The sequence below is a fragment of the Bradyrhizobium sp. CCGB20 genome, assembly GCF_024199855.1.
GTDB lineage: Bacteria > Pseudomonadota > Alphaproteobacteria > Rhizobiales > Xanthobacteraceae > Bradyrhizobium.
Genome location: NZ_JANADN010000001.1, coordinates 180,883 through 199,823 on the forward strand (window position 1 = coordinate 180,883; position 18,941 = coordinate 199,823).

Sequence of the window (18,941 nt, forward strand, 5' to 3'; positions counted from 1 at the left end):
TCCCCGCGCGTTCCCGCAAAGTCGCGCGCCATGACAAACATGCCTTTCTTCACCCGCGACGGCGATACATTCCATCCGACGGAAGTGGCCAACGGTCCCTGGGATCCGAAATCGCTGCACGGGCGCGTCATCATCGGCCTGCTCGGCTTCGCCATCGAGGAGCGCCATTCCGGTCCCGAATTCGTACCTGCACGGCTCACGGTCGACATGTTTCGGCTGCCGACCATCGACAAGCCGATCGAGGTGACGACGCGGCTGGTGCGCGACGGAATGCGCATCCGCGTGGTCGAGGCCGAATTCTTCTCAGGCGGCGTCAGCATGGCGCGCGCCTCGTGCCAGCTGCTGCGGCGGACGCAAAACCCCGAAGGCAACGTCTGGTCGCCGCCGAACTGGGACGTGCCGAAGCCATCAGACATCCCGAAGCCGACCGATCCCAGGCTCGGCATGAACGGCAAATGGACGACGCGCCCCATTGTCGGCCATATGGGCTCGCTCGGTCCGCGAAAACTCTGGATGAGCGAGGTGCGCGAGCTGGTGGCGGGTGTGCCGATGACGCCGTTCGTGCATGTTGCTGTCGGTGCCGATTTCGCCAGTCCCTTCGCGAACGCCGGCGACAAGGGGCTCGGCTACATCAACAGCGACGTCACGATCTATCTGCACCGCCTGCCGGTGACGAAGTGGATCGGCTTCGACGTGGTGAATCACCAGGCCACCGACGGTGTCGCGATCGGCGAATGCTGGCTCTATGACGAGCAGGGCCCGATCGGCACCGCCACGGTCGCGGCGCTGGCGCAGCGCAAGCCGATGGCGAAGCCACCGCCACCGTAAGGGCTCTGCCGTCAGCTCAAATGCCGCTTCATCTCCGGCCGCGCCTTGAGCTCCGCGCCCTGCTTGCCGACGATCTTCGCGATCCGCTCCGGCGCGAACTTCAAATCGACAAACGCCGGCGCGGTGTTGGCGACCTCGTGATAGCTGACGATCCTGCCGTCGCGCAGCGTCATGATTGCGACGCCCTCGAACATCGCGCGCGCGCCGTTCGCTTCCGGCAGGGTCGAGCGATAGCTGAAGGTGTAGCGCGCATAGAGCGTGGTGCCGTCAGTGACGGGGTCGTGCATGTCCCAGCGAAAATCGGTCGCCGTGCGATAGAACCAGTCGTCGACCATCGCCGCGATTTTGGAGCGGCCTTCGAAGGCGCCGTAGAACACGTCGTGATAGACACCGTCCTCGGTGAACAGCTCGGCGAACGCTCGGCCGTTGCGTTGCTCGACCGCGTCGCAGAAGGCGCGCAGCATGGCGGTGGTGGTCATTGGTGTTTCTCCCATTCTCGTTCTCCGTCATGCCCCGGCTTGACCGGGGCATCCAGTACGCCGCGGCTTCTCAGCTAAAGCACGAGGGCCTCTGGAATACTGGATCGCCCGATCAAGTCGGACGATGACACCGAATGTTGGGCGGCAGTTTCACCCGATCTCGGCGACCGCGGCAAGGATGCGCGCGATGTCCTGCGGGCGGGACAGGCGGTGATCGCCGTCCTGAATCATGGTCAGCACGACGTCGTCGGCCGGCAGGCGATGCGTCAGCGCGAATGCGTGCTGCCACGGCACATCGGGATCCTGCGCGCCCTGGAGGATGCGGACGGGACAGCCGAGATCGATGGCACCGCCGAGCAGCAAATGATTGCGGCCCTCCTCGATCAGATTCCGCGTGATCGGATAGGGCGAGCCGTCACCATAGTCCGACGGCCTCAGCCAGACGCCCTTGGTCTCGATTTCCTTCTTCACCGCGGGCGAAAAATTCTTCCACATCAGCTCCTCGGTGAAGTCGGGCGCCGGCGCGATCAGCACCAGGCCCGCCAGCGACGCCCCGGCTTGCTGTCTTTCTTGCCGCTTCCTGATCTCGCGCGCGAGCAGCAGCGCCATCCAGCCGCCCATGGAGGAGCCGATCAGAACTTGCGGGCCCGCGCAGAACCGCTCGAACACCGCCACGCTCTCCTCCAGCCAGCGGCCGATGGTTCCGTCGGCGAAATCGCCGCCGGATTCGCCGTGGCCGGAGTAATCGAACCGGACCACGGCACGACCGTGGTCGCGAGCCCAGCCGTCCAGCGCCACGGCCTTGCTGCCCTGCATGTCCGACTTGAACCCGCCGAGCCAGACCAGCCCGGGTCCTTGGCCCGCTGCTTGGCCGGCTTCTTGGCCGGCGCGGCTGCGCACCGCGATCCTGCGTGCGGACGGGCCCTCGCCCACGTCGACGAAGCCGAGCACGGCTTCCGGAATTGCATTGGTCATGGAACGTTTACTCTGGCTGTTTGGTTTGAGCTGTCTGGATGTGTTCCGCGGCACAGCCTGGTATCGGTATTGGCCCTTTGGGACGCTTGCGGAACAGAAGCAAGGTGTCTATGTCGTGCAGCGTGTCCATGGGCGTGACCAAAATGCCTCGCATTTGAGGCTTTTTCGCTTCCCGCACACGCGACTTGCTTGCCGGCAAACGCATCTTCCTTCAAACTAGCCGCCTCTTTCACAACTTTGGAGAACCACCCATTCGCCGTCCCAATAAAGCCCCGCCCGTTGCCAGCAAAGACGGGCCGCGCATCAATGATGATATTCGCAATGCGCAAATCCAGCTGATCGATCAGACCGGTGACAACAAGGGCACGGTCGAAACCGTCATGGCCATCCGCATGGCCCAGGAAGCTGGTATGGATCTCGTCGAGATTTCGCCGAATGTCAGCCCTCCCGTCTGCAAGATTATGGACTACGGGAAGTACAAATATTCCGCCCAGAAAAAGGCCGCTGAAGCCCGCAAGCGGCAGAAGATCGTCGAGATCAAGGAGATCAAGCTCCGCCCGATGATCGACGACCACGATTACGACGTGAAGATGCGCGCGATGCAGCGGTTCTTCGAAGAGGGCGACAAGGTCAAGATCACGCTGCGCTATCGCGGCCGCGAAATGGCGCACCAGGAGATCGGCACCAAGCTTCTGGACAAGATCAAGAACGACGTCGCCGAGCTCGCCAAGGTCGAGCAGGACGCCAGATTCGAGGGCCGTCAGGTCGTCATGGTGCTGGCACCGCGCTGACGCGGGCTCGTCAGGACTGAAAGTTCAACGGCCCGTCCGGATTTCCGGCGGGCCGTTTGTGTATCAGGACCGGGTCGCATGCCAGGTGCCGCTGCAGCGGTCGCCGGAAATGATGCCGTTCCAGGAGCCTGCACCGGCCATCCCGCCGAGCCGGCCGCCTCCACTGGCGTGGGACGCGCCGACCGAGACCTGGACCGCGACGGCGCCGCTGCGATTGACCTTGCCGGAGACCCGGCCGCCGCCGGCGGATGACACCCGGCTGCCGCTGACGGTGAAGGGGACGCTGTAACCGGAGCTGCAATTGCCCCGCGTGGTGGCGAAGGTGACATTCCAGACGCCGTCATAGCCGCCGATGCGGGCCTCGGCGGGCGAGGGCAGCGCGGCGGTGGCGAGCAGAGCAAGCAGCGCCAGGCTGCGCGGGCGGGCGAAATCAGAAAGCGATTGGGAAAAATGGGCCATTTTGGTCCTGCTCCAGGCGACACGGCTGGGACATAGGCGGTGGTAACTCCGAATAGTCGGCGAGCAGGTTCTGGCGGTTCATCGTTGCCATTTGGCCTGTCCTCTGTCATAAGCCCAGCCTTCATCGCCCGGCTGATTAAGGGCTGCCGTGGCGGTGTTTCGTGCGGGTTTCGCGCTTGTTCGTAAAACCTGAGCACAATCAACGCTCTAACGAGCATTTTTGACGGCCAGCCGCCTTTGCGGGCGGATTTCTGTGGCCATTAGGAGAGCCAAATGCCCAAGCTGAAGACCAAATCGGGCGCTAAAAAGCGCTTCAAGGTGACTGCCACCGGCAAAGTGATGCACGCCCAGCGCGGCAAGCGTCACGGCATGATCAAGCGGACGAAGAAGCAGATCCGTCAGCTCCGCGGCACGCGCGTGCTGTTCAAGACCGACGGCGACAACGTCAAGAAGTACTTCTTGCCGAACGCCTGATCGCGTCCACGATCATTGCCAACCGTGCCGCGCATCCCGCGGCAATCCGATAACCAAAGTCATCTCTGAAGGATTTCGTCATGTCTCGCGTCAAACGCGGTGTGACCGCCCACGCCAAGCACAAGAAAGTCTACAAGGCCGCCAAGGGCTTCTATGGCCGCCGCAAGAACACCATCCGCGCCGCCAAGCCGGCCGTGGAGAAGGCCCAGCAATACGCCTTCCGTGACCGCAAGCGTAAGAAGCGCACCTTCCGCGCGCTCTGGATCCAGCGCCTCAACGCCGCTGTGCGTCCGTTCGGCCTGACCTACAGCCGATTTATCGACGGTCTCGCCAAGTCGGGCATCACCGTGGACCGTAAGGTGCTGTCGGATCTCGCGATCAACGAGCCTGCGTCGTTCCAGGCGATCGCCGAGAAGGCCAAGGCTGCGCTGGCCGCCTGAGTGGCCGTTCCGGCTGCCTGAGCAAGTTTTGCTTGAGCAAAGCTTGCGCTAATGGCCGGCTCCGCCGGCCTGCAGCGCTCGTTGGGAGTAGCGCTGGGCGGCCTCCGCCCGGCAGAAGGCTGTGGCCGAGATATACATGGTGCCGGACTTGTTCCGGTACTTCCGGTCGCAGACCCGCAACTCGCGCCGATAGCTGAGCTTCTGCGGCGGCTTCGATCGGCCGAGGAAGTCGGCCTCGCACTTCTTCTCGACGACCTCCCCGAATTGCACGTCGCCGCTGGCGCCGTATGAGCAGGCCTCGAACAGCTGCATGGCGCGGTCGCAGCTCGGCGCCGCGTTCAGGACCGCGATGACGTCATCCATCGACGTGGATTTGGCCGGACATTCCTCCGCGGCGTGAGCCGCGCTTCCCGTGAGGACCAGGACCAGGCCGACCAGGCAGGATCGCAAACGCATCATCGTCTCCTTCGGCTTCAGGTTGGTGCCAGCCATGCCCGTACGGTTCAAATACCCTGCATTTGAGATGCGCCATTCGGCTTGACGTTCCGGCCCGGCTGCGGCCACAACCGGCAGCCTTTTGAAAGGATCCGACCGTGTCCGACCTCGCCAGTCTCGTCCAATCCATCCTCGCGCAGATCAGTGCTGCCGGGGACGAAGCGGCCCTCGAAGCCGTCCGTGTTGCTTCCCTCGGCAAGAAGGGCTCGATCTCGGCCTTGCTCGCAACGCTCGGCAAGATGTCGCCGGACGAGCGCAAGACGCAAGGCGCCGCGATCAACCAGGCCAAGGACGAGGTCACCGAGGCGCTCACTGCCCGGCGCGACGTGCTGAAGTCGGCGGCGCTCGATGCGCGGCTCGCGTCCGAGACCGTCGACGTCACACTGCCGCTGCGCGATGCGCAGACCGAGGCCGGCCGCATTCATCCGCTGAGCCAGGTCTGGGACGAGCTGACCACGATCTTCGCCGACATGGGATTCTCGGTCGCCGAAGGTCCCGACATCGAGACCGACGACTACAACTTCACCAAGCTGAATTTCCCGGAAGGCCATCCGGCGCGCGAGATGCACGACACCTTCTTCTTCCATCCGAAGGAGGACGGCTCGCGCATGCTGTTGCGCACCCACACCTCGCCGGTGCAGGTGCGCACCATGCTGAGCCAGAAGCCGCCGATCCGCGTGATCTGCCCGGGCCGCACCTACCGCATCGATTCGGACGCGACCCACACGCCGCAATTCCACCAGGTCGAAGGCCTCGTCATCGACAAGCATTCGCATCTCGGCCACCTCAAATGGATCCTGCACGAGTTCTGCAAGGCGTTCTTCGAGGTCGATCACATCAACATGCGCTTCCGGCCCTCGTTCTTCCCGTTCACGGAGCCATCACTCGAGGTCGACATCCAGTGTCGCCGCGACAAGGGCGAGATTCGCTTCGGCGAGGGCGAGGACTGGCTCGAGATTTTGGGCTGCGGCATGGTGCATCCGAACGTGCTGCGCGCCTGCGGCATCGATCCCGACGAGTACCAGGGCTTTGCCTGGGGCATGGGCATCGACCGCATCGCCATGCTGAAATACGGCATCGCCGATCTGCGCCAGCTGTTCGACAGCGACGTCCGCTGGCTGTCCCATTACGGCTTCAAGCCGCTCGAAGTGCCGACGCTTGCGGGAGGACTGAGCTCGTGAAATTCACCCTCTCCTGGCTGAAGGATCATCTCGACACCGACGAGCCCCTGGAAAAGCTCGCCGACAAGCTCACCATGATCGGGCTCGAGGTCGAGAACATCGAGGACAAGGCGAAGGCGCTGAAGCCTTTCACCATCGCGAAGGTGATCTCGGCCGAGCAGCATCCGAATGCGGATCGCCTGCGCGTCTGCATGGTCGACACCGGTGATGGGGCTGCGCCCGTGCAGGTCGTGTGCGGCGCGCCGAATGCGCGCGCCGGGCTCGTCAGCGTGTTCTCGCCACCGGGGACCTACATTCCGGGCAAGGACATTACGCTCGGCGTCGGCACCATCCGCGGCGTCGAGAGCCGCGGCATGCTGTGCTCGGCGGCTGAACTCCAGATCTCCAACGACCATGACGGCATCATGGAATTGCCGGCGGACGCCCCGATCGGCGCGGCTTACGCCGCATGGGCCGGCCTCGGCGATCCCATGCTCGAAATCAACCTGACGCCGAACCGGCAGGACTGCACCGGCGTACACGGCATCGCGCGCGATCTTGCCGCCGCCGACATGGGCAAGTTCAAGGATCCGTCCATCAAGCCGATCAAGGGCGAGTTCCCCTGTCCGGTGAAGGTCACGGTCGAGGACGCCACGCTGTGTCCGGGCTTCGCGCTGCGCCTCGTGCGCGGGGTGAAGAACGGGCCGTCGCCGGAATGGCTGCAAAAGCGGCTGACCGCGATCGGGCTGCGCCCGATCAATGCGCTGGTCGACATCACCAACTTCATGACCTACGACCGCGCGCGTCCGCTGCACGTGTTCGACGCCAAGAAGGTGAGGGGCAATCTCGTCGTGCGCCGCGCCCGCGATGGCGAGACGCTGCTCGCGCTCGACGGCCGCACCTACAATCTCGATCCCGCGATCTGCGTGATCGCCGACGAGCACGGCGTCGAATCGCTCGCCGGCATCATGGGCGGTGAAGCGTCGGGCTGCGACGAGAACACCACCGACGTGCTGATCGAATCGGCGCTCTGGAACGAGATCAACATCGCCCAGACCGGCCGCAAACTCGGCATCAATTCGGACGCGCGCTATCGCTTCGAGCGCGGCGTCGATCCCGCCTTCATGGTGCCGGGCCTCGAGCTCGCGACCAAGCTGGTGATGGAGATGTGCGGCGGTGCGCCGTCGGAGAACGTCGTCGTCGGCAAAGCCTTTGGCGACGACCGCGTGATCGATTTCCCGGTCACCGAGGTCAAGCGCCTCTCCGGCATCGAGGTGCCGCAGGTGGAGATGAAGCGCATCCTGACCCATCTCGGCTTCATGATGGCCGGACCGGGTCCGGTGGTGAAGGTCGCGGTGCCATCGTGGCGCTCCGACGTGCACGGCAAGGCCGACATCGTCGAGGAGATCGTGCGCATCTACGGCGTCGACAAGGTGCCGATGACGCCGTTCGAGCGCGGCGAGGACGCGCGCAAGCCGGTGCTGACGCCGCTCCAGCTCCGCACCCGACGTGCCCGTCGCGCGCTCGCGAGCCGCGGCATCATCGAAGCGGTGACCTGGTCGTTCATCACGAAGCCTGCGGCCGAACTGTTCGGCGGCGGCGCACGCGAGCTCGAAGTCGCCAACCCGATCGCCTCGGACCTGTCCGACATGCGCCCGACTCTGCTGGCGGGCCTGGTCACGGCCGCGCAGGCCAACGCCGATCGCGGTTTTGGCGATGTCGCGCTGTTCGAGGTCGGCCAGGTGTTCAAGGGCGACCGCCCGCAGGATCAGTTCATGGCGGCAAGCGGCGTCCGCCGCGGCTTTGCTTCCTCGGAAGGCCTCGGCCGGCATTGGTCGGGCTCGACGCAGGCTGATGTGTTCGATGCCAAGGCTGATGCGCTCGCCGTGCTGGCCGCTGCCGGTGCGCCGATGCAGGCGCTTCAGATCGTCGCTGGTGGACCTGGATGGCTGCATCCGGGACGCTCGGGCACGATCCAGATCGGCCCGCAGAACGTGCTCGGCTATTTCGGCGAGATGCATCCCCGCGCGCTCGAGGCGCTCGGCGCCGACGGTCCGCTGATGGTCTTCGAGGTGATCCTGGACCGCATCCCCGAAGCGAAGAAGAAGCCGACCCGCGCCAAGCCCTTGATCGAGCTGTCGGCATTCCAGCCGGTGTCGCGCGACTTCGCCTTCATCGTCGATCGCACCGTCAAGGCCGGCGACATCGTCCGCGCCGCGCAAGGCGTCGACAAGAAGCTGATCACCGGCGTCAACGTGTTCGACGTCTACGAGGGCAAGGGCATCGACGACGGCAAGAAATCGGTCGCGATCGCGGTGACGATCCAGCCGCGAGAGAAGACGCTGACCGATCAGGAGATCGAGGCCGTTGCCGCGAAGGTCGTGGCGGAGGTCACGAAGAAGACGGGCGGCACCCTGAGAGCATGATGCCGAAAAGTGTGAAGCGGTCTTCGGACGACATCATGCTCCAGAATCAAAGAGCATGACGCTCGCGGATTTCCTTCCGAAGGACGTCAGCCTCACCGTTGCGATGGCGCTCTGCGCCGTCGCTTTCGTTTCGGGCACCGCGCGCGGCTTCTCCGGCTTCGGCTCGGCGCTGATCTTCATGCCGCTGGCGAGCAGCATCGCGGCGCCGCGTCTCGTTGCCGCGCTGCTCCTCGTGATCGATTTCGTCGCGGCCGCCCCGCTGCTGCCCGACGCCTGGCGCAAGGCCGACCGCAAGGCCACCGCCGTGATCGTGCTGGGCGCACTGGTCGGCGTGCCCATCGGCACTTATTTCCTCAGCGTGCTCGAGCCCGTCACCACGCGCTGGATCATCTCGTGCTTCGTCGCAGCGCTGCTGCTCCTGCTGCTGTCCGGCTGGCGCTATCGCGGCAAGGACCACGCCTGGCTCTCGGTCGGGATCGGCGGCCTGTCGGGCTTCTGCAGCGGGCTGGCGCAGACCGGCGGCCCGCCGATCGTCGGCTACTGGCTCGGCCGGCCCATCGCCCCGATCGTCGCGCGTGCCAACATCGTGCTGTTCTTCGGCGCGTCGGATTTCTTCTCGATGGTCAGCTATGCGACGACGGGACTGATCTCGCGCGAATCGCTGGTGTTCTCGCTCGTGGTCGGGCCGGTCTATGCGATCGGCGTTGCGTTCGGCGCCTCGCTGTTCGGCCGCGCCAGCGAAAAAGTGTTTCGCGCGATCTGCTACGGGCTGATCGCGATGGCGGTGATCGCCGGACTGCCGGTGCTGGACGGCGTGCTGCGATAACCTCCGCTGTCGTCCCTGCGAACGCAGGGACCCATTACCCCGGTCAGGACTTGTGGCGCGAGCTGGTCACCACGAGTCTTCGCCAAACTTCTCCCTGTGGTTATGGGTCCCTGCGTTCGCAGGGACGACAGGGGGTTGTTGCGGCTTAGCTGCCCTACTGCCGCGGCGCGCGGCGCTTCTTCGTCGACTGCGTCGGCACGTCGGCGGACTCGTCCTTGAGCGCGCCGATCTTGCGCAAGGCTGCATCCGCCGCGCGCTCGCCGCTTTCCCAGGCGCCGTCGACGGTGCCCCAGAGCGTCTCGTGCGTGGCTTCGCCGGCGAGGAACACGTTGCCGATCGGCTCGGTCAGGATCTTGCGCGAGAGCTGACCGCCGGGCGAGGAAGCCGACATCGCCCCCATGACGAAAGGCGAGGCGTTCCAGCGCGTCGCGCTGGTCTTTTGCACGGCGGCCGCCGCTTCGCTGCCGAACAGCTTTGTGATCCATTCCCTGGCGAAGGCGACCATCGCCTTCTCGCCCTGCTCGGAGAGATCGCGGCCGAACGAGCCGCCGACGTCGATCGAGCACAGCGAGGAGCCGCCGATATTGGCGAACATCAGCGCCGTGCGGGTCGAATTGCTCTGCTCGATGAGGATGTCGTCGCGCGAGAGTCCAAGCGGATTGCCCGGCAATTGCAGCACGATGCGATCGTAGCTGCCGAGCGTGAGCTTCGATGCCGCGTCCAACGTGCGCTTGGGAATATCAGGCGCGAACTTGATCGCACCCGATGTCAGCACATTGGTCGAGATCGTGACGATGGCGGCGCGTGCGGCGATCTTGCCGGACTGGGTCTCCACGCTGACGTCGCGATTGCTCCAGGTGATGCGGCTCGCCGGTGTCGAGAGCGAGACGGGCGCCTGCTCGCCGAGCCTGGTGATCAGGGTCCCCAGACCCTGGCGGCAGGCGATCGCGGCGTTGCGGTCCTGCGCGCGCGCCTTGTCGATCGCCGACAACTCCTTCAGGTCCTTGCCGGCAAAGCTGGCGCCGAGCATGAATTCAGTCGCGCCGGCCCAGTCGCCGAGATCCTTCGGCAGCACCGAGGCGCAGGCGGTATCGAGCTTGCCGCGCGCGGCTTCGTCGATGGTGCGGTTGGCGCGCACCAGCGCCGCCAGGAATTCCTCGGTCTCGCCCGCGCGCGCGTTGCGGCGGCCGATGCGCATCTTCTGGCCGGTCGGCGCCGGCAGCACGTCGAGCCCGGCACTGCGCGCCAGCCGGATCATCGGATTGGTCTCGGGATTGTGCATCCAGCGCGCGCCGCGATCGAACGGCACATCGAAGGTCGTGCTGTCGGTAAGGCAGCGCCCGCCGATCCGGGATGCCGCTTCCACGACCACGACCTTGCGATTGGCTGCCATGATGCGCCGCGCCGCGGCAATTCCGGCCGCGCCCGCGCCGATCACGACGATGTCGGCCTCGCGCGGCAGGGGTGCGGCGTTCGCGCGCAGGACCGGCATCGCGGCAAGAGCCGCCGACGCCGATAGGAAGCTGCGGCGCGTGATTGTCATGTCATGGTTTCCGGGAACTTGCGGCGAACGGGAACAGCCCGCGAACCTTGCTGCATCTGGCGTTGCACGGCAACCATCATGGTGAATCAATCGTGCTTGATCTCACAGACTGATGAACCGAATTGCAACACGTTTCGACCATGATAGAGAAGGGAAAAAGACGGCCGGAAAAGGCCGTGGGGGGAGTTTGAAATGGGGACGGTCCTGGACTCAGTCGGCAAGCTGATTGCCGCGTACCTCTCGAAGGAGGTGCCGGGCTACGAGCCGTTCACGCCGAGCGACCCCGAGCATCTGCGCGGCGTCATCGAGCCCGGCGACGTGTTGCTGGTCGAGGGCAACAACCGCATCTCCGGCATCATCAAATATCTGACGCAGTCGACCTGGTCGCATGGCGCGCTCTATGTCGGTCCGGTCGAAGGGGCCGTGGAGCCCGACGGCGAGCCGCACGTGCTGATCGAGGCCAATATCGGCGAAGGCGTCACCTCGGCACCTCTATCGAAATATTTCCCGTATCACACCCGCGTCTGCCGCCCGGTCGGGCTGTCCTATGAGGACCGCACCACGGTCTGCCGTTATGCGATCAACCGCATCGGCTTCGGCTACGACACCAAGAACATCATCGACCTGATGCGCTTCCTGTTTCCGCTGCCGATTCCGCAGCGCTGGCGGCGCCGCATGATCGCGATCGGGTCCGGCGATCCGACCAAGATCATCTGCTCGGCGCTGATCGCGCAGGCGTTCGACGCGGTGCGCTATCCGATCCTGCCGAAGATCACCAAGGCCGGCAGCCGCGCCGCCCGCCGCGAGATCCTGCACATCCGCGATTCCTCGCTCTACATGCCTCGCGACTTCGACATCTCGCCCTATTTCGAAGTCGTCAAACCCACCATCGTGCACGGCTTCGACTACACCGCCCTGCACTGGGCCGACAAGCAGAAGCCGCTCGAGGAGGTAGCGGGCACATTCAGTGTGTTTCCAGAAACGCTCCGTGCGCCGCCGCTCGTTCCTGAGGCGATTGACCAAGAAGCGCCGGATGAAATTCCGGCTGAAGAAGTAACGGGTGAGGCCGCCGGGACGGGCGTCACCTTCTCCGAGCATTTTGTGCAGCTGAACGAGCTCGCGATGTACCGCGCGCGGGTCCGGGCGCGGGAGAAGGCCGCGTAGCCCCGCTGTGGGTATAGTACGATCGCGTCTCAATAGCCGTCATTGCGAGGAGCAAAGCGACGAAGCAATCCAGACTGCCTCCACGGAAGAAGTCTGGATTGCTTCGCTACGCTCGCAATGACGGCAAAAATACTGAGCTACCGCTCCGCCCTCCCGATCACCGCCATCAGCTCCGCGATCTTCTCGCGCTGATCGGCCTTGTCGCCGCTCGCGATCGCGTGCTCGACGCAATGGGCGACGTGATCTTTCAGAACCTCTTCCTCGACCCGGCGCAGCGCGGCGCGCACCGCCGAGATCTGCGTCACGATGTCGATGCAATAGCGATCCTCCTCGACCATTTTCGAGAGGCCGCGAACCTGGCCTTCGATCCGGCCAAGACGTTTTCCGACGGATGCCTTGATGTCCTTGCGCATGCGGCCTATATACCCCCCTAGGGTATAAGTTGCAAGGCCGGAGCGTGGCAATGAACGACGCCGAACACAGGCACCATCACAAGTCGGAACCACATTCCGGATGCGGCTGTTCCGCCAAGGCCGCTCCGCCCGCCGACAAGTCTGCGGCTTCCTCCTGCTGCGGCGGGCACGGCGATCACGCCCACCATCACGCCCATGAGCTTGGCGAGGCCGCGACAAAGGTCCTCGATCCCGTCTGCGGCATGACGGTCGATCCCGCGACCTCGAAGCACCGCTTCGAGCATCACGGCGAGACCTTCCATTTCTGCTCGGCGGGCTGCCGCACCAAATTCGCCGCCGATCCCGCGAAGTATCTTGCCGGGAAAAAGGCGAGCGAGCCCGAGGCGCCCGCGGGCACGATCTACACCTGCCCGATGCATCCGGAGATCCGGCAGGTCGGACCCGGCAGCTGCCCGATCTGCGGCATGGCGCTGGAGCCGGAGGTCGCGAGCCTGGAGACCGGACCCAACCCCGAGCTTGCCGACATGACGCGGCGGTTCTGGATCGGCAGTGCGCTGGCGCTGCCGGCCGTGGTGCTGGAGATGGGCGGCCATCTCGCGGGCCCGCACAATTGGATCGATCAGACACTCTCGAACTGGATCCAGCTGGTTTTCACCACGCCCGTGGTGCTGTGGGCCGGTTGGCCGTTCTTCGTCCGCGGCTGGCAGTCGCTGGTCACCCGCAACCTCAACATGTTCACGCTGATCGCGATGGGCACCGGCGTCGCCTACGTCTACAGCCTGATCGGCACCATCGCGCCGCAGATCTTCCCTGCCACCTTCCGCGGCCATGACGGCGCGGTCGCCGTCTATTTCGAGGCGGCAGCGGTCATCACCGTGCTGGTGCTGCTCGGCCAGGTGCTGGAGTTGCGCGCTCGCGACGCGACGTCGGGCGCGATCAAGGCGCTGTTGCAGCTCGCGCCGAAGACCGCCCGCCGCGTCGATGCCGATGGCAGCGAGCATGAGGTCGAAATCGATACGCTGCATGCCGGCGACCGCCTGCGCGTTCGTCCCGGCGAGAAGGTGCCCGTCGACGGCGTCATTCTGGAGGGGCGCTCCTCGCTCGATGAATCGCTGGTGACGGGCGAATCCATGCCGGTCACCAAAGAAGTCGACGCCAAGGTGATCGCCGGCACACTCAATCAATCAGGCAGTTTCATCATGCGCGCCGACAAGGTCGGGCGCGAGACGCTGCTATCGCAGATCGTGCAGATGGTCGCTGACGCGCAACGCTCCCGCGCGCCGATCCAGCGGCTGGCCGACCAGGTCGCCGGCTGGTTTGTACCGACAGTGATCGCTGTTGCCATCATCGCCTTCGCTGCCTGGGCGTGGTTCGGACCGGAGCCACGGCTCGCCTTCGGCCTCGTGGCTGCCGTCAGCGTGCTGATCATCGCCTGCCCCTGCGCGCTTGGCCTCGCCACCCCGATGTCGATCATGGTCGGTGTCGGCCGCGGCGCACAGGCAGGTGTCCTGATCAAGAATGCCGAGGCCCTGGAGCGGATGGAGAAGATCGACACGCTGGTGGTGGACAAGACCGGCACACTGACCGAGGGCAAGCCCAAGGTAGTGTCGATCGTGCCGGCATCAGGCTTTGGCGAGGATGACATCCTGCGGCTTGCAGCCAGCGTCGAGCGCGCCAGCGAGCATCCGCTGGCCGACGCCGTCGTGCGCGCGGCGAAGGACAAGCAGCTTACGCTCAGCCCGGTCGAAGGATTCGACTCGCCAACCGGCAAGGGCGCGACCGGCAAGGTCGACGGCAAGACCATCGTGCTCGGCAATGCCAAATACTTTGCCTCGATCGGCATCGACACCGGCGCGCTTGACACCGAGGCCGAACGGCTGCGCCAGGACGGCGCCACCGTGATCAACATGGCCGTCGACGGCAAGCTCGCCGGCCTGTTCGCGATCGCCGATCCGGTCAAGGCCTCGACCCCGGAAGCGCTGAGGGCGTTGGCGGATGAAGGCATCAAGGTCATCATGCTGACCGGCGACAATCGCACAACGGCACAAGCCGTGGCACGCCGGCTCGGCATCGCCGAGGTCGAGGCCGAGGTGCTGCCGGACCAGAAGAGCGCGGTGGTGACGAAGCTGCAAAAGGCCGGGCGCAGCGTCGCGATGGCCGGCGACGGCGTCAACGACGCGCCCGCACTGGCGGCCGCCGAAGTCGGCATCGCCATGGGCACCGGCACGGATGTGGCGATGGAAAGCGCCGGCGTCACCCTGCTCAGGGGCGATCTCACCGGCATCGTCCGCGCCCGAAAACTGTCGCAGGCGACCATGAGCAACATCCGGCAAAACCTGTTCTTCGCCTTCATTTACAACGCCGCCGGCATCCCGATCGCGGCCGGCATCCTCTATCCGGCGTTCGGCATCCTGCTGTCCCCGATCATCGCCGCGGCGGCGATGGCGCTGTCCTCGGTGAGCGTGGTCGGAAATGCCCTGCGGCTGCGCGCGACACGGCTGTGACGATGGCAGCCGCAAGGAAGGTGTGCTCCCTCGCCCCGTTCTTACGGGGGCGCGACGAGCTTCGCTCGCGCTGAGAGGGTTGGGGTTAGGGGCTGCATCCGCAACGACGGCAAGAGTTGTGTCCGCGGAGAGTCCCCCTCACCCGGAATTCAAGCTAGGCTTGAATTCCGACCTCTCCCCGCAAGCGGGGCGAGGTAAGAGAGCGGCACCCGCGGAGAGGACCTGATGCAGCGAATTACGATCACGATCGAGGACGATCTCCTGGCGGAGATCGATGCCGCCGCCGAGGCGCGCGGCTATCAGAATCGCTCCGAGATCATCCGCGACCTCACGCGCGCCGGGCTTCAGCAGTCCACCGAGGACACCGCACAGACCGGCCCCTGCGTCGCCGGCCTCGTCTATGTCTACGACCACGCCGCGCGCGATCTCTCAAAGCGCCTGGTGCAGGAATTCCACGGCCACCACGACCTCGCGCTGGCCACCCTGCATGTCCATCTCGACGACAACAATTGCATGGAGATGACGGCGCTGCGTGGCGACGCCGGCGAGGTCAGGCATTTCGCCGACCACATCATCGCCGAACGCGGCGTCCGCTACGGCCGCGTGGTGATGATCCCGACGGGGGAGGGCAAGCCGGCAAAGGCGCGGAAGCACGGACATCGGCACGAATGATCTGCTGACAATGACTTGCTTCGCTGGTCGTGGAGGCCGGATTGTTGCACCTCGGCTATAGGTCCAATCCAAAGCGTGAATTTGTTCTCTATCTTCTAAGTTGCTCGGCTGGTGAATTGCTCGCCGGGCCCAAACCGGCACGGGATTGGTCAATAGCTCAGACCATTCGGTGCCTATAATTTTCGATCTAAGATTGCAACCGTCGGCCCACTTGGCCGACCAATGAAAAGACATTTGCCAAAATCAATTGCGGAGGGGCCGAGGGCACCTCGAGGCAGCAGGAGCAGGCCGCCGCCCAGATCTGCGAGGGGCGCCGGCGCATGCCCTGAAGCGCCATCGCCTGCCGGGCCAGCATCGCGACGGAGACCTGGCGGGCAAGCCGGCCAGCGCAGATGACAAAGGACGGATCAACCAGGGAGAGTGGAACGGCCATGGCTCAGATCACGATCAACGGCATCACAATCGATCCTTCGGCTCCGCACACGGAACGCGCCGCGCTATCGCTGGATCATGCGAATGCGAAGGAATCCGACTACATCATCGTGCAGACCAACCAGCCGCTCAACGCCGAGCGCAGGGAGCAACTCGCGAAGGCGGGCGCCGAGATCCTGGAGGCCGTCCCGGGCAACGCCGTCGTCTGTCACTTTCCGGCGGCCGGGCTCGACAAGGTCCGGAAACTGCCGTTCGTGACATGGGCGGACCTTTATCCGGGCATCGTGAAGATCGCGCCCGCACTGCGCAACCTGGACACCCAGCCTGGAGGAGTCGCCGCGGCGCGCGCGCTTGCGGCCAATCCGGCGGCGCTCGACCGCACCAACGTGACCGTCGACGTCATGCTCCACCGCAATGTCAGCGTGAAGGCTGCCGCGAAGAAGATCGCGGAGGCAGCGCACGTCCATCTTGAGGATGTCACCCCGGGCACCACCAAGGTGCGTGTTACGCTGAGAATGCGCCGTCTTGCCGACGTCGCCGCGCTCGACGAAGTGCGCAGCGTCGAGAAGGTCTTTCCCCGCAAGCTGCTCAACAACATCGCGCGGGGAATTCTTCGCGTTCCCGCAGCCGCGCCGGCCAACGGCAACGAAGGCGCAGGCGAGATCATCGCGATTGCCGACACCGGCTTCGACAAGGGATCGACCACGAACACGCACCCGGCCTTCAAGGGCCGCGTCAAGAAGCTCTACGCGCTCGGCCGTCCGGGGCTCAAGGACGATCCGGACGGCCACGGCACCCATGTTGCGGGCTCCGCACTGGGCGACGGCGTGTCGAAAAGCGACGGCCCGATCCGCGGCACGGCTCCCGGCGCCAAACTGGTTCTGCAATCGGTGCTCGACAGCGGCGGCGATCTGGGCGGCCTGCCCGACAGCCTCGATGCGCTGTTCGGCCCGCCCTACAAGACCGACAAGGCACGAATTCATTCCAACTCGTGGGGCAGCACCGGAAATTTCGGCGTCTATGACTCCCAGGCCAACGAGCTCGACACCTTCGTCTACGCGCATCGCGACATGCTGATCTGCTTCGCCGCGGGAAATGAAGGCACCGACAAGGACGGCAGCGGCCAGGTCGACCCCAACTCGGTGACGCCGCCGGGTACGGCCAAGAACTGCCTCACCATCGGCGCATGCGAGAACAATCGCCCGACCCAGACCCTGACCTATGGAGCGGCCTGGCCGCGCGATTTTCCGGCCACGCCCATCAGATCCGACCGTGTGGCCAACAATCCCGAAGGCATGGTGGCGTTCAGCAGCCGCGGACCCACGAACGATGACCGCATCAAGCCCGATGTCGTGGCGCCGGGCTCGTTCATCCTGTCAACCCGCTCCCGCGCCACAAAATCGGAGGGGTGGCAGCTCTCGAAGGACCCGCTCTACATGTTCGAAGGCGGCACCAGCATGGCGACGCCGCTGGTGGCCGGATGCGTCGCGGTGGTCCGGTCGTTCCTGAGGAAGGATCAGGGACTGAAGTCGCCGAGCGCCGCGCTGCTGAAGGCGCTCATCATCAACGGCGCTCGCAGCCTCGCCGGACAATACCATCCCTCGGAGGCGGGAGCTGTCGCCAGCAACAGTCAGGGCTTCGGCCGGGTCGACGTTCAGTCTGTGGTCGGTCCCTATGCGGCGAACGAGACGGTGCAATTCTTCGACGAGAAGAAGAAGCTCGACGCCGGCGACCGCGAGGACCGCACGGTCACGATGCCGGCCGGAAGCAGCCGCCTGAAGGTCACGCTGGTCTGGACCGATCCGCCCGGCGAAGGACTGCAAAGCGACCTCGACCTCGTCGTCGTCGCCAACAAGCAGGAGCGGCACGGCAACATGCCGGCCGGCTCGAAGGACTTCGACCGCAGGAATAATGTGGAGCAGGTCATCTTCGAGAATCTGCCGCCCGGCGAAGCCGTGATTTCGGTCATCGCGCATTCCATCGCCGTCGCGCCGCAGAATTATGCCCTGGTCATCAGGGTGAGCTAGGCAATCGGCCGGGGAAGGCTCGGCCTCTTGCCGAACCTTCCGCGCATGTCTACCTCTCGCGGGTGGTTTTTACGAGAGGTACTTCCATGCTGGATGCCGCCGTCAAGGCGCTGTCGCAAATGATCTCGCCGCCGATGCGCTCGATCCTGTGGCGATCGATCGGGGTCGCGCTGGTGCTGATCACCGTGCTGGCGGTCGGCTTGCAGCGACTGCTCAGCTGGTTTGCGACCTATGGCGAGGTCTGGCTGGAAGGCCTGCTGGGGCCGGGCTGGCATTCGTCGCTCGAGGTGTTGTCCTGGATCGTCTCGATCGCGGCGGGCCTCGGCGTCGTGTTCGGCGGCCTGTTCCTGATGCCTGCGATCACCTCGCTGGTGGCGAGCCTGTTCGTCGACGACGTCGCCGATATCGTCGAGCGCGAGCACTATCCCGCCGAGCGGCCGGGCGCTGCGCTGCCGTTCAGCCAGGCGATCTACGAAGGCGTCAAAACCGCGCTGCTGACGATCGTGGTCTATCTGATCGCGTTGCCGCTGGTCCTGTTCGCCGGCGCCGGTTTCCTGATCTTCTTCCTCGCCGCCGCCTGGCTGCTGGGCCGGGAATATTTCGAGCTCGCCGCGATGCGCTTCCGCTCGCCGGAGGAGGCCAAGGCGATGCGGCGCGACAATGCCGCGACCATCTTCACCGCCGGCCTGTTCATTGCGGCCTTCGTCTCGATCCCGATCGTGAATCTCGCGACGCCGATCTTCGGCATGGCGTTCATGGTCCATATGCACAAGCGGCTGTCGGGTTCCCGGCCCGAGCTGATCGAGCCGGCGCGGCAAATGCGGTGACGTCAG

The 18,941-nt window shown here is 65.1% G+C and carries 19 protein-coding genes; 12 read left to right on the forward strand and 7 right to left on the reverse strand.

What is annotated here, in order from left to right:
- Positions 1 to 30: 30 nt before the first annotated feature.
- Positions 31 to 828 (forward strand): acyl-CoA thioesterase domain-containing protein, encoded by a 798-nt coding sequence (locus NLM15_RS00760; RefSeq protein WP_254114754.1) that lies wholly within the window; start codon positions 31 to 33, stop codon positions 826 to 828.
- A gap of 11 nt (positions 829 to 839) precedes the next feature.
- Here NLM15_RS00760 and NLM15_RS00765 read toward each other — a convergent pair whose 3' ends face one another.
- Together NLM15_RS00765 and NLM15_RS00770 are read right to left on the reverse strand one after the other, a co-directional pair.
- A complete protein-coding gene (locus NLM15_RS00765) occupies positions 840 to 1,307 on the reverse strand; it encodes a nuclear transport factor 2 family protein (protein WP_254114755.1) in 468 nt (155 codons plus the stop codon).
- Positions 1,308 to 1,457: 150 nt separating this feature from the next.
- Positions 1,458 to 2,282 carry a carboxylesterase gene (locus NLM15_RS00770; RefSeq protein ID WP_254114756.1) on the reverse strand — a complete coding sequence of 275 codons (825 nt, stop codon included), beginning with the start codon at positions 2,280 to 2,282 and terminating at the stop codon, positions 1,458 to 1,460.
- A gap of 251 nt (positions 2,283 to 2,533) precedes the next feature.
- Between NLM15_RS00770 and infC the strand changes: the two genes are divergently transcribed.
- Entirely contained in the window at positions 2,534 to 3,073 is a 540-nt protein-coding gene (infC, locus tag NLM15_RS00775; RefSeq protein WP_071917037.1) for a translation initiation factor IF-3, read from the forward strand.
- A gap of 63 nt (positions 3,074 to 3,136) precedes the next feature.
- Here infC and NLM15_RS00780 read toward each other — a convergent pair whose 3' ends face one another.
- Positions 3,137 to 3,532, reverse strand: a complete 396-nt coding sequence (locus NLM15_RS00780) for a hypothetical protein (protein WP_254114757.1) — start codon at positions 3,530 to 3,532, stop codon at positions 3,137 to 3,139.
- Positions 3,533 to 3,805: 273 nt separating this feature from the next.
- Between NLM15_RS00780 and rpmI the strand changes: the two genes are divergently transcribed.
- Positions 3,806 to 4,006 carry a 50S ribosomal protein L35 gene (gene rpmI, locus NLM15_RS00785; RefSeq protein WP_008539890.1) on the forward strand — a complete coding sequence of 67 codons (201 nt, stop codon included), beginning with the start codon at positions 3,806 to 3,808 and terminating at the stop codon, positions 4,004 to 4,006.
- Positions 4,007 to 4,086: 80 nt separating this feature from the next.
- Positions 4,087 to 4,446 (forward strand): 50S ribosomal protein L20, encoded by a 360-nt coding sequence (gene rplT / locus NLM15_RS00790; RefSeq protein ID WP_011083533.1) that lies wholly within the window; start codon positions 4,087 to 4,089, stop codon positions 4,444 to 4,446.
- 48 nt (positions 4,447 to 4,494) lie between these two features.
- On the opposite strand, the gene NLM15_RS00795 is transcribed toward rplT, so the two are convergent.
- Positions 4,495 to 4,902 carry a hypothetical protein gene (locus tag NLM15_RS00795; RefSeq protein ID WP_254114758.1) on the reverse strand — a complete coding sequence of 136 codons (408 nt, stop codon included), beginning with the start codon at positions 4,900 to 4,902 and terminating at the stop codon, positions 4,495 to 4,497.
- A gap of 137 nt (positions 4,903 to 5,039) precedes the next feature.
- Between NLM15_RS00795 and pheS the strand changes: the two genes are divergently transcribed.
- Genes pheS through NLM15_RS00810 form a run of 3 tightly spaced genes read left to right on the forward strand, consistent with a single transcriptional unit; the run spans position 5,040 to position 9,353 of the window.
- Positions 5,040 to 6,122, forward strand: coding sequence for a phenylalanine--tRNA ligase subunit alpha (pheS, locus tag NLM15_RS00800; RefSeq protein ID WP_254114759.1), 1,083 nt, complete (start codon positions 5,040 to 5,042; stop codon positions 6,120 to 6,122).
- Positions 6,119 to 8,527, forward strand: a complete 2,409-nt coding sequence (gene pheT / locus NLM15_RS00805; RefSeq protein ID WP_254114760.1) for a phenylalanine--tRNA ligase subunit beta — start codon at positions 6,119 to 6,121, stop codon at positions 8,525 to 8,527. The genes pheS and pheT overlap by 4 nt, the downstream gene beginning before the upstream one ends.
- 55 nt (positions 8,528 to 8,582) lie before the next feature.
- Positions 8,583 to 9,353: a sulfite exporter TauE/SafE family protein gene (locus NLM15_RS00810; RefSeq protein WP_254114761.1), complete on the forward strand. Its 771-nt coding sequence runs from the start codon at positions 8,583 to 8,585 to the stop codon at positions 9,351 to 9,353.
- 154 nt (positions 9,354 to 9,507) lie between these two features.
- Here NLM15_RS00810 and NLM15_RS00815 read toward each other — a convergent pair whose 3' ends face one another.
- Positions 9,508 to 10,896: an NAD(P)/FAD-dependent oxidoreductase gene (locus NLM15_RS00815; protein ID WP_254114762.1), complete on the reverse strand. Its 1,389-nt coding sequence runs from the start codon at positions 10,894 to 10,896 to the stop codon at positions 9,508 to 9,510.
- A 192-nt stretch (positions 10,897 to 11,088) separates the two neighbouring features.
- On the opposite strand from NLM15_RS00815, the gene NLM15_RS00820 reads away from it, so the two are divergent.
- Entirely contained in the window at positions 11,089 to 12,060 is a 972-nt protein-coding gene (locus NLM15_RS00820) for a YiiX/YebB-like N1pC/P60 family cysteine hydrolase (protein ID WP_254114763.1), read from the forward strand.
- Between the two features lie 137 nt (positions 12,061 to 12,197).
- Here NLM15_RS00820 and NLM15_RS00825 read toward each other — a convergent pair whose 3' ends face one another.
- Positions 12,198 to 12,473 carry a metal-sensitive transcriptional regulator gene (locus NLM15_RS00825; protein ID WP_007598521.1) on the reverse strand — a complete coding sequence of 92 codons (276 nt, stop codon included), beginning with the start codon at positions 12,471 to 12,473 and terminating at the stop codon, positions 12,198 to 12,200.
- Positions 12,474 to 12,523: 50 nt separating this feature from the next.
- Here NLM15_RS00825 and NLM15_RS00830 point away from each other — a divergent pair, with 50 nt between their 5' ends.
- Both NLM15_RS00830 and nikR read left to right on the forward strand, forming a co-directional pair.
- Entirely contained in the window at positions 12,524 to 14,977 is a 2,454-nt protein-coding gene (locus NLM15_RS00830; RefSeq protein WP_254114764.1) for a heavy metal translocating P-type ATPase, read from the forward strand.
- A 225-nt stretch (positions 14,978 to 15,202) separates the two neighbouring features.
- Positions 15,203 to 15,649: a nickel-responsive transcriptional regulator NikR gene (gene nikR, locus NLM15_RS00835; protein ID WP_254114765.1), complete on the forward strand. Its 447-nt coding sequence runs from the start codon at positions 15,203 to 15,205 to the stop codon at positions 15,647 to 15,649.
- A gap of 187 nt (positions 15,650 to 15,836) precedes the next feature.
- Here the strand turns inward: nikR and NLM15_RS00840 are convergent, their stop codons facing one another.
- Positions 15,837 to 16,082, reverse strand: a complete 246-nt coding sequence (locus NLM15_RS00840; protein ID WP_254114766.1) for a hypothetical protein — start codon at positions 16,080 to 16,082, stop codon at positions 15,837 to 15,839.
- Here NLM15_RS00840 and NLM15_RS00845 point away from each other — a divergent pair.
- On the forward strand, positions 16,081 to 18,108 hold the full coding sequence (locus NLM15_RS00845) for a S8 family serine peptidase (RefSeq protein ID WP_254114767.1): 2,028 nt from the start codon (positions 16,081 to 16,083) through the stop codon (positions 18,106 to 18,108). The two genes, NLM15_RS00840 and NLM15_RS00845, sit on opposite strands and share 2 nt — an antisense overlap.
- Before the next feature lie 86 nt (positions 18,109 to 18,194).
- Complete coding sequence (locus NLM15_RS00850; protein WP_254114768.1) at positions 18,195 to 18,935, forward strand: sulfate transporter family protein; 741 nt, start codon at positions 18,195 to 18,197, stop codon at positions 18,933 to 18,935.
- Positions 18,936 to 18,941 lie beyond the last annotated feature (6 nt).

What these genes read in the sequence shown, in the direction of transcription:
- NLM15_RS00760 (WP_254114754.1), top strand. Translation starts at nt 31, where the DNA reads ATGACAAACATGCCTTTCTTCACCCGCGACGGCGATACATTCCATCCG.
- NLM15_RS00765 (WP_254114755.1), bottom strand. Translation starts at nt 1,307, where the DNA reads ATGACCACCACCGCCATGCTGCGCGCCTTCTGCGACGCGGTCGAGCAA.
- NLM15_RS00770 (WP_254114756.1), bottom strand. Translation starts at nt 2,282, where the DNA reads ATGACCAATGCAATTCCGGAAGCCGTGCTCGGCTTCGTCGACGTGGGC.
- NLM15_RS00780 (WP_254114757.1), bottom strand. Translation starts at nt 3,532, where the DNA reads ATGGCCCATTTTTCCCAATCGCTTTCTGATTTCGCCCGCCCGCGCAGC.
- rpmI (WP_008539890.1), top strand. Translation starts at nt 3,806, where the DNA reads ATGCCCAAGCTGAAGACCAAATCGGGCGCTAAAAAGCGCTTCAAGGTG.
- rplT (WP_011083533.1), top strand. Translation starts at nt 4,087, where the DNA reads ATGTCTCGCGTCAAACGCGGTGTGACCGCCCACGCCAAGCACAAGAAA.
- NLM15_RS00795 (WP_254114758.1), bottom strand. Translation starts at nt 4,902, where the DNA reads ATGCGTTTGCGATCCTGCCTGGTCGGCCTGGTCCTGGTCCTCACGGGA.
- NLM15_RS00810 (WP_254114761.1), top strand. Translation starts at nt 8,583, where the DNA reads ATGACGCTCGCGGATTTCCTTCCGAAGGACGTCAGCCTCACCGTTGCG.
- NLM15_RS00815 (WP_254114762.1), bottom strand. Translation starts at nt 10,896, where the DNA reads ATGACAATCACGCGCCGCAGCTTCCTATCGGCGTCGGCGGCTCTTGCC.
- NLM15_RS00820 (WP_254114763.1), top strand. Translation starts at nt 11,089, where the DNA reads ATGGGGACGGTCCTGGACTCAGTCGGCAAGCTGATTGCCGCGTACCTC.
- NLM15_RS00825 (WP_007598521.1), bottom strand. Translation starts at nt 12,473, where the DNA reads ATGCGCAAGGACATCAAGGCATCCGTCGGAAAACGTCTTGGCCGGATC.
- NLM15_RS00830 (WP_254114764.1), top strand. Translation starts at nt 12,524, where the DNA reads ATGAACGACGCCGAACACAGGCACCATCACAAGTCGGAACCACATTCC.
- nikR (WP_254114765.1), top strand. Translation starts at nt 15,203, where the DNA reads ATGCAGCGAATTACGATCACGATCGAGGACGATCTCCTGGCGGAGATC.
- NLM15_RS00845 (WP_254114767.1), top strand. Translation starts at nt 16,081, where the DNA reads ATGGCTCAGATCACGATCAACGGCATCACAATCGATCCTTCGGCTCCG.
- NLM15_RS00840 (WP_254114766.1), bottom strand. Translation starts at nt 16,082, where the DNA reads ATGGCCGTTCCACTCTCCCTGGTTGATCCGTCCTTTGTCATCTGCGCT.
- NLM15_RS00850 (WP_254114768.1), top strand. Translation starts at nt 18,195, where the DNA reads ATGCTGGATGCCGCCGTCAAGGCGCTGTCGCAAATGATCTCGCCGCCG.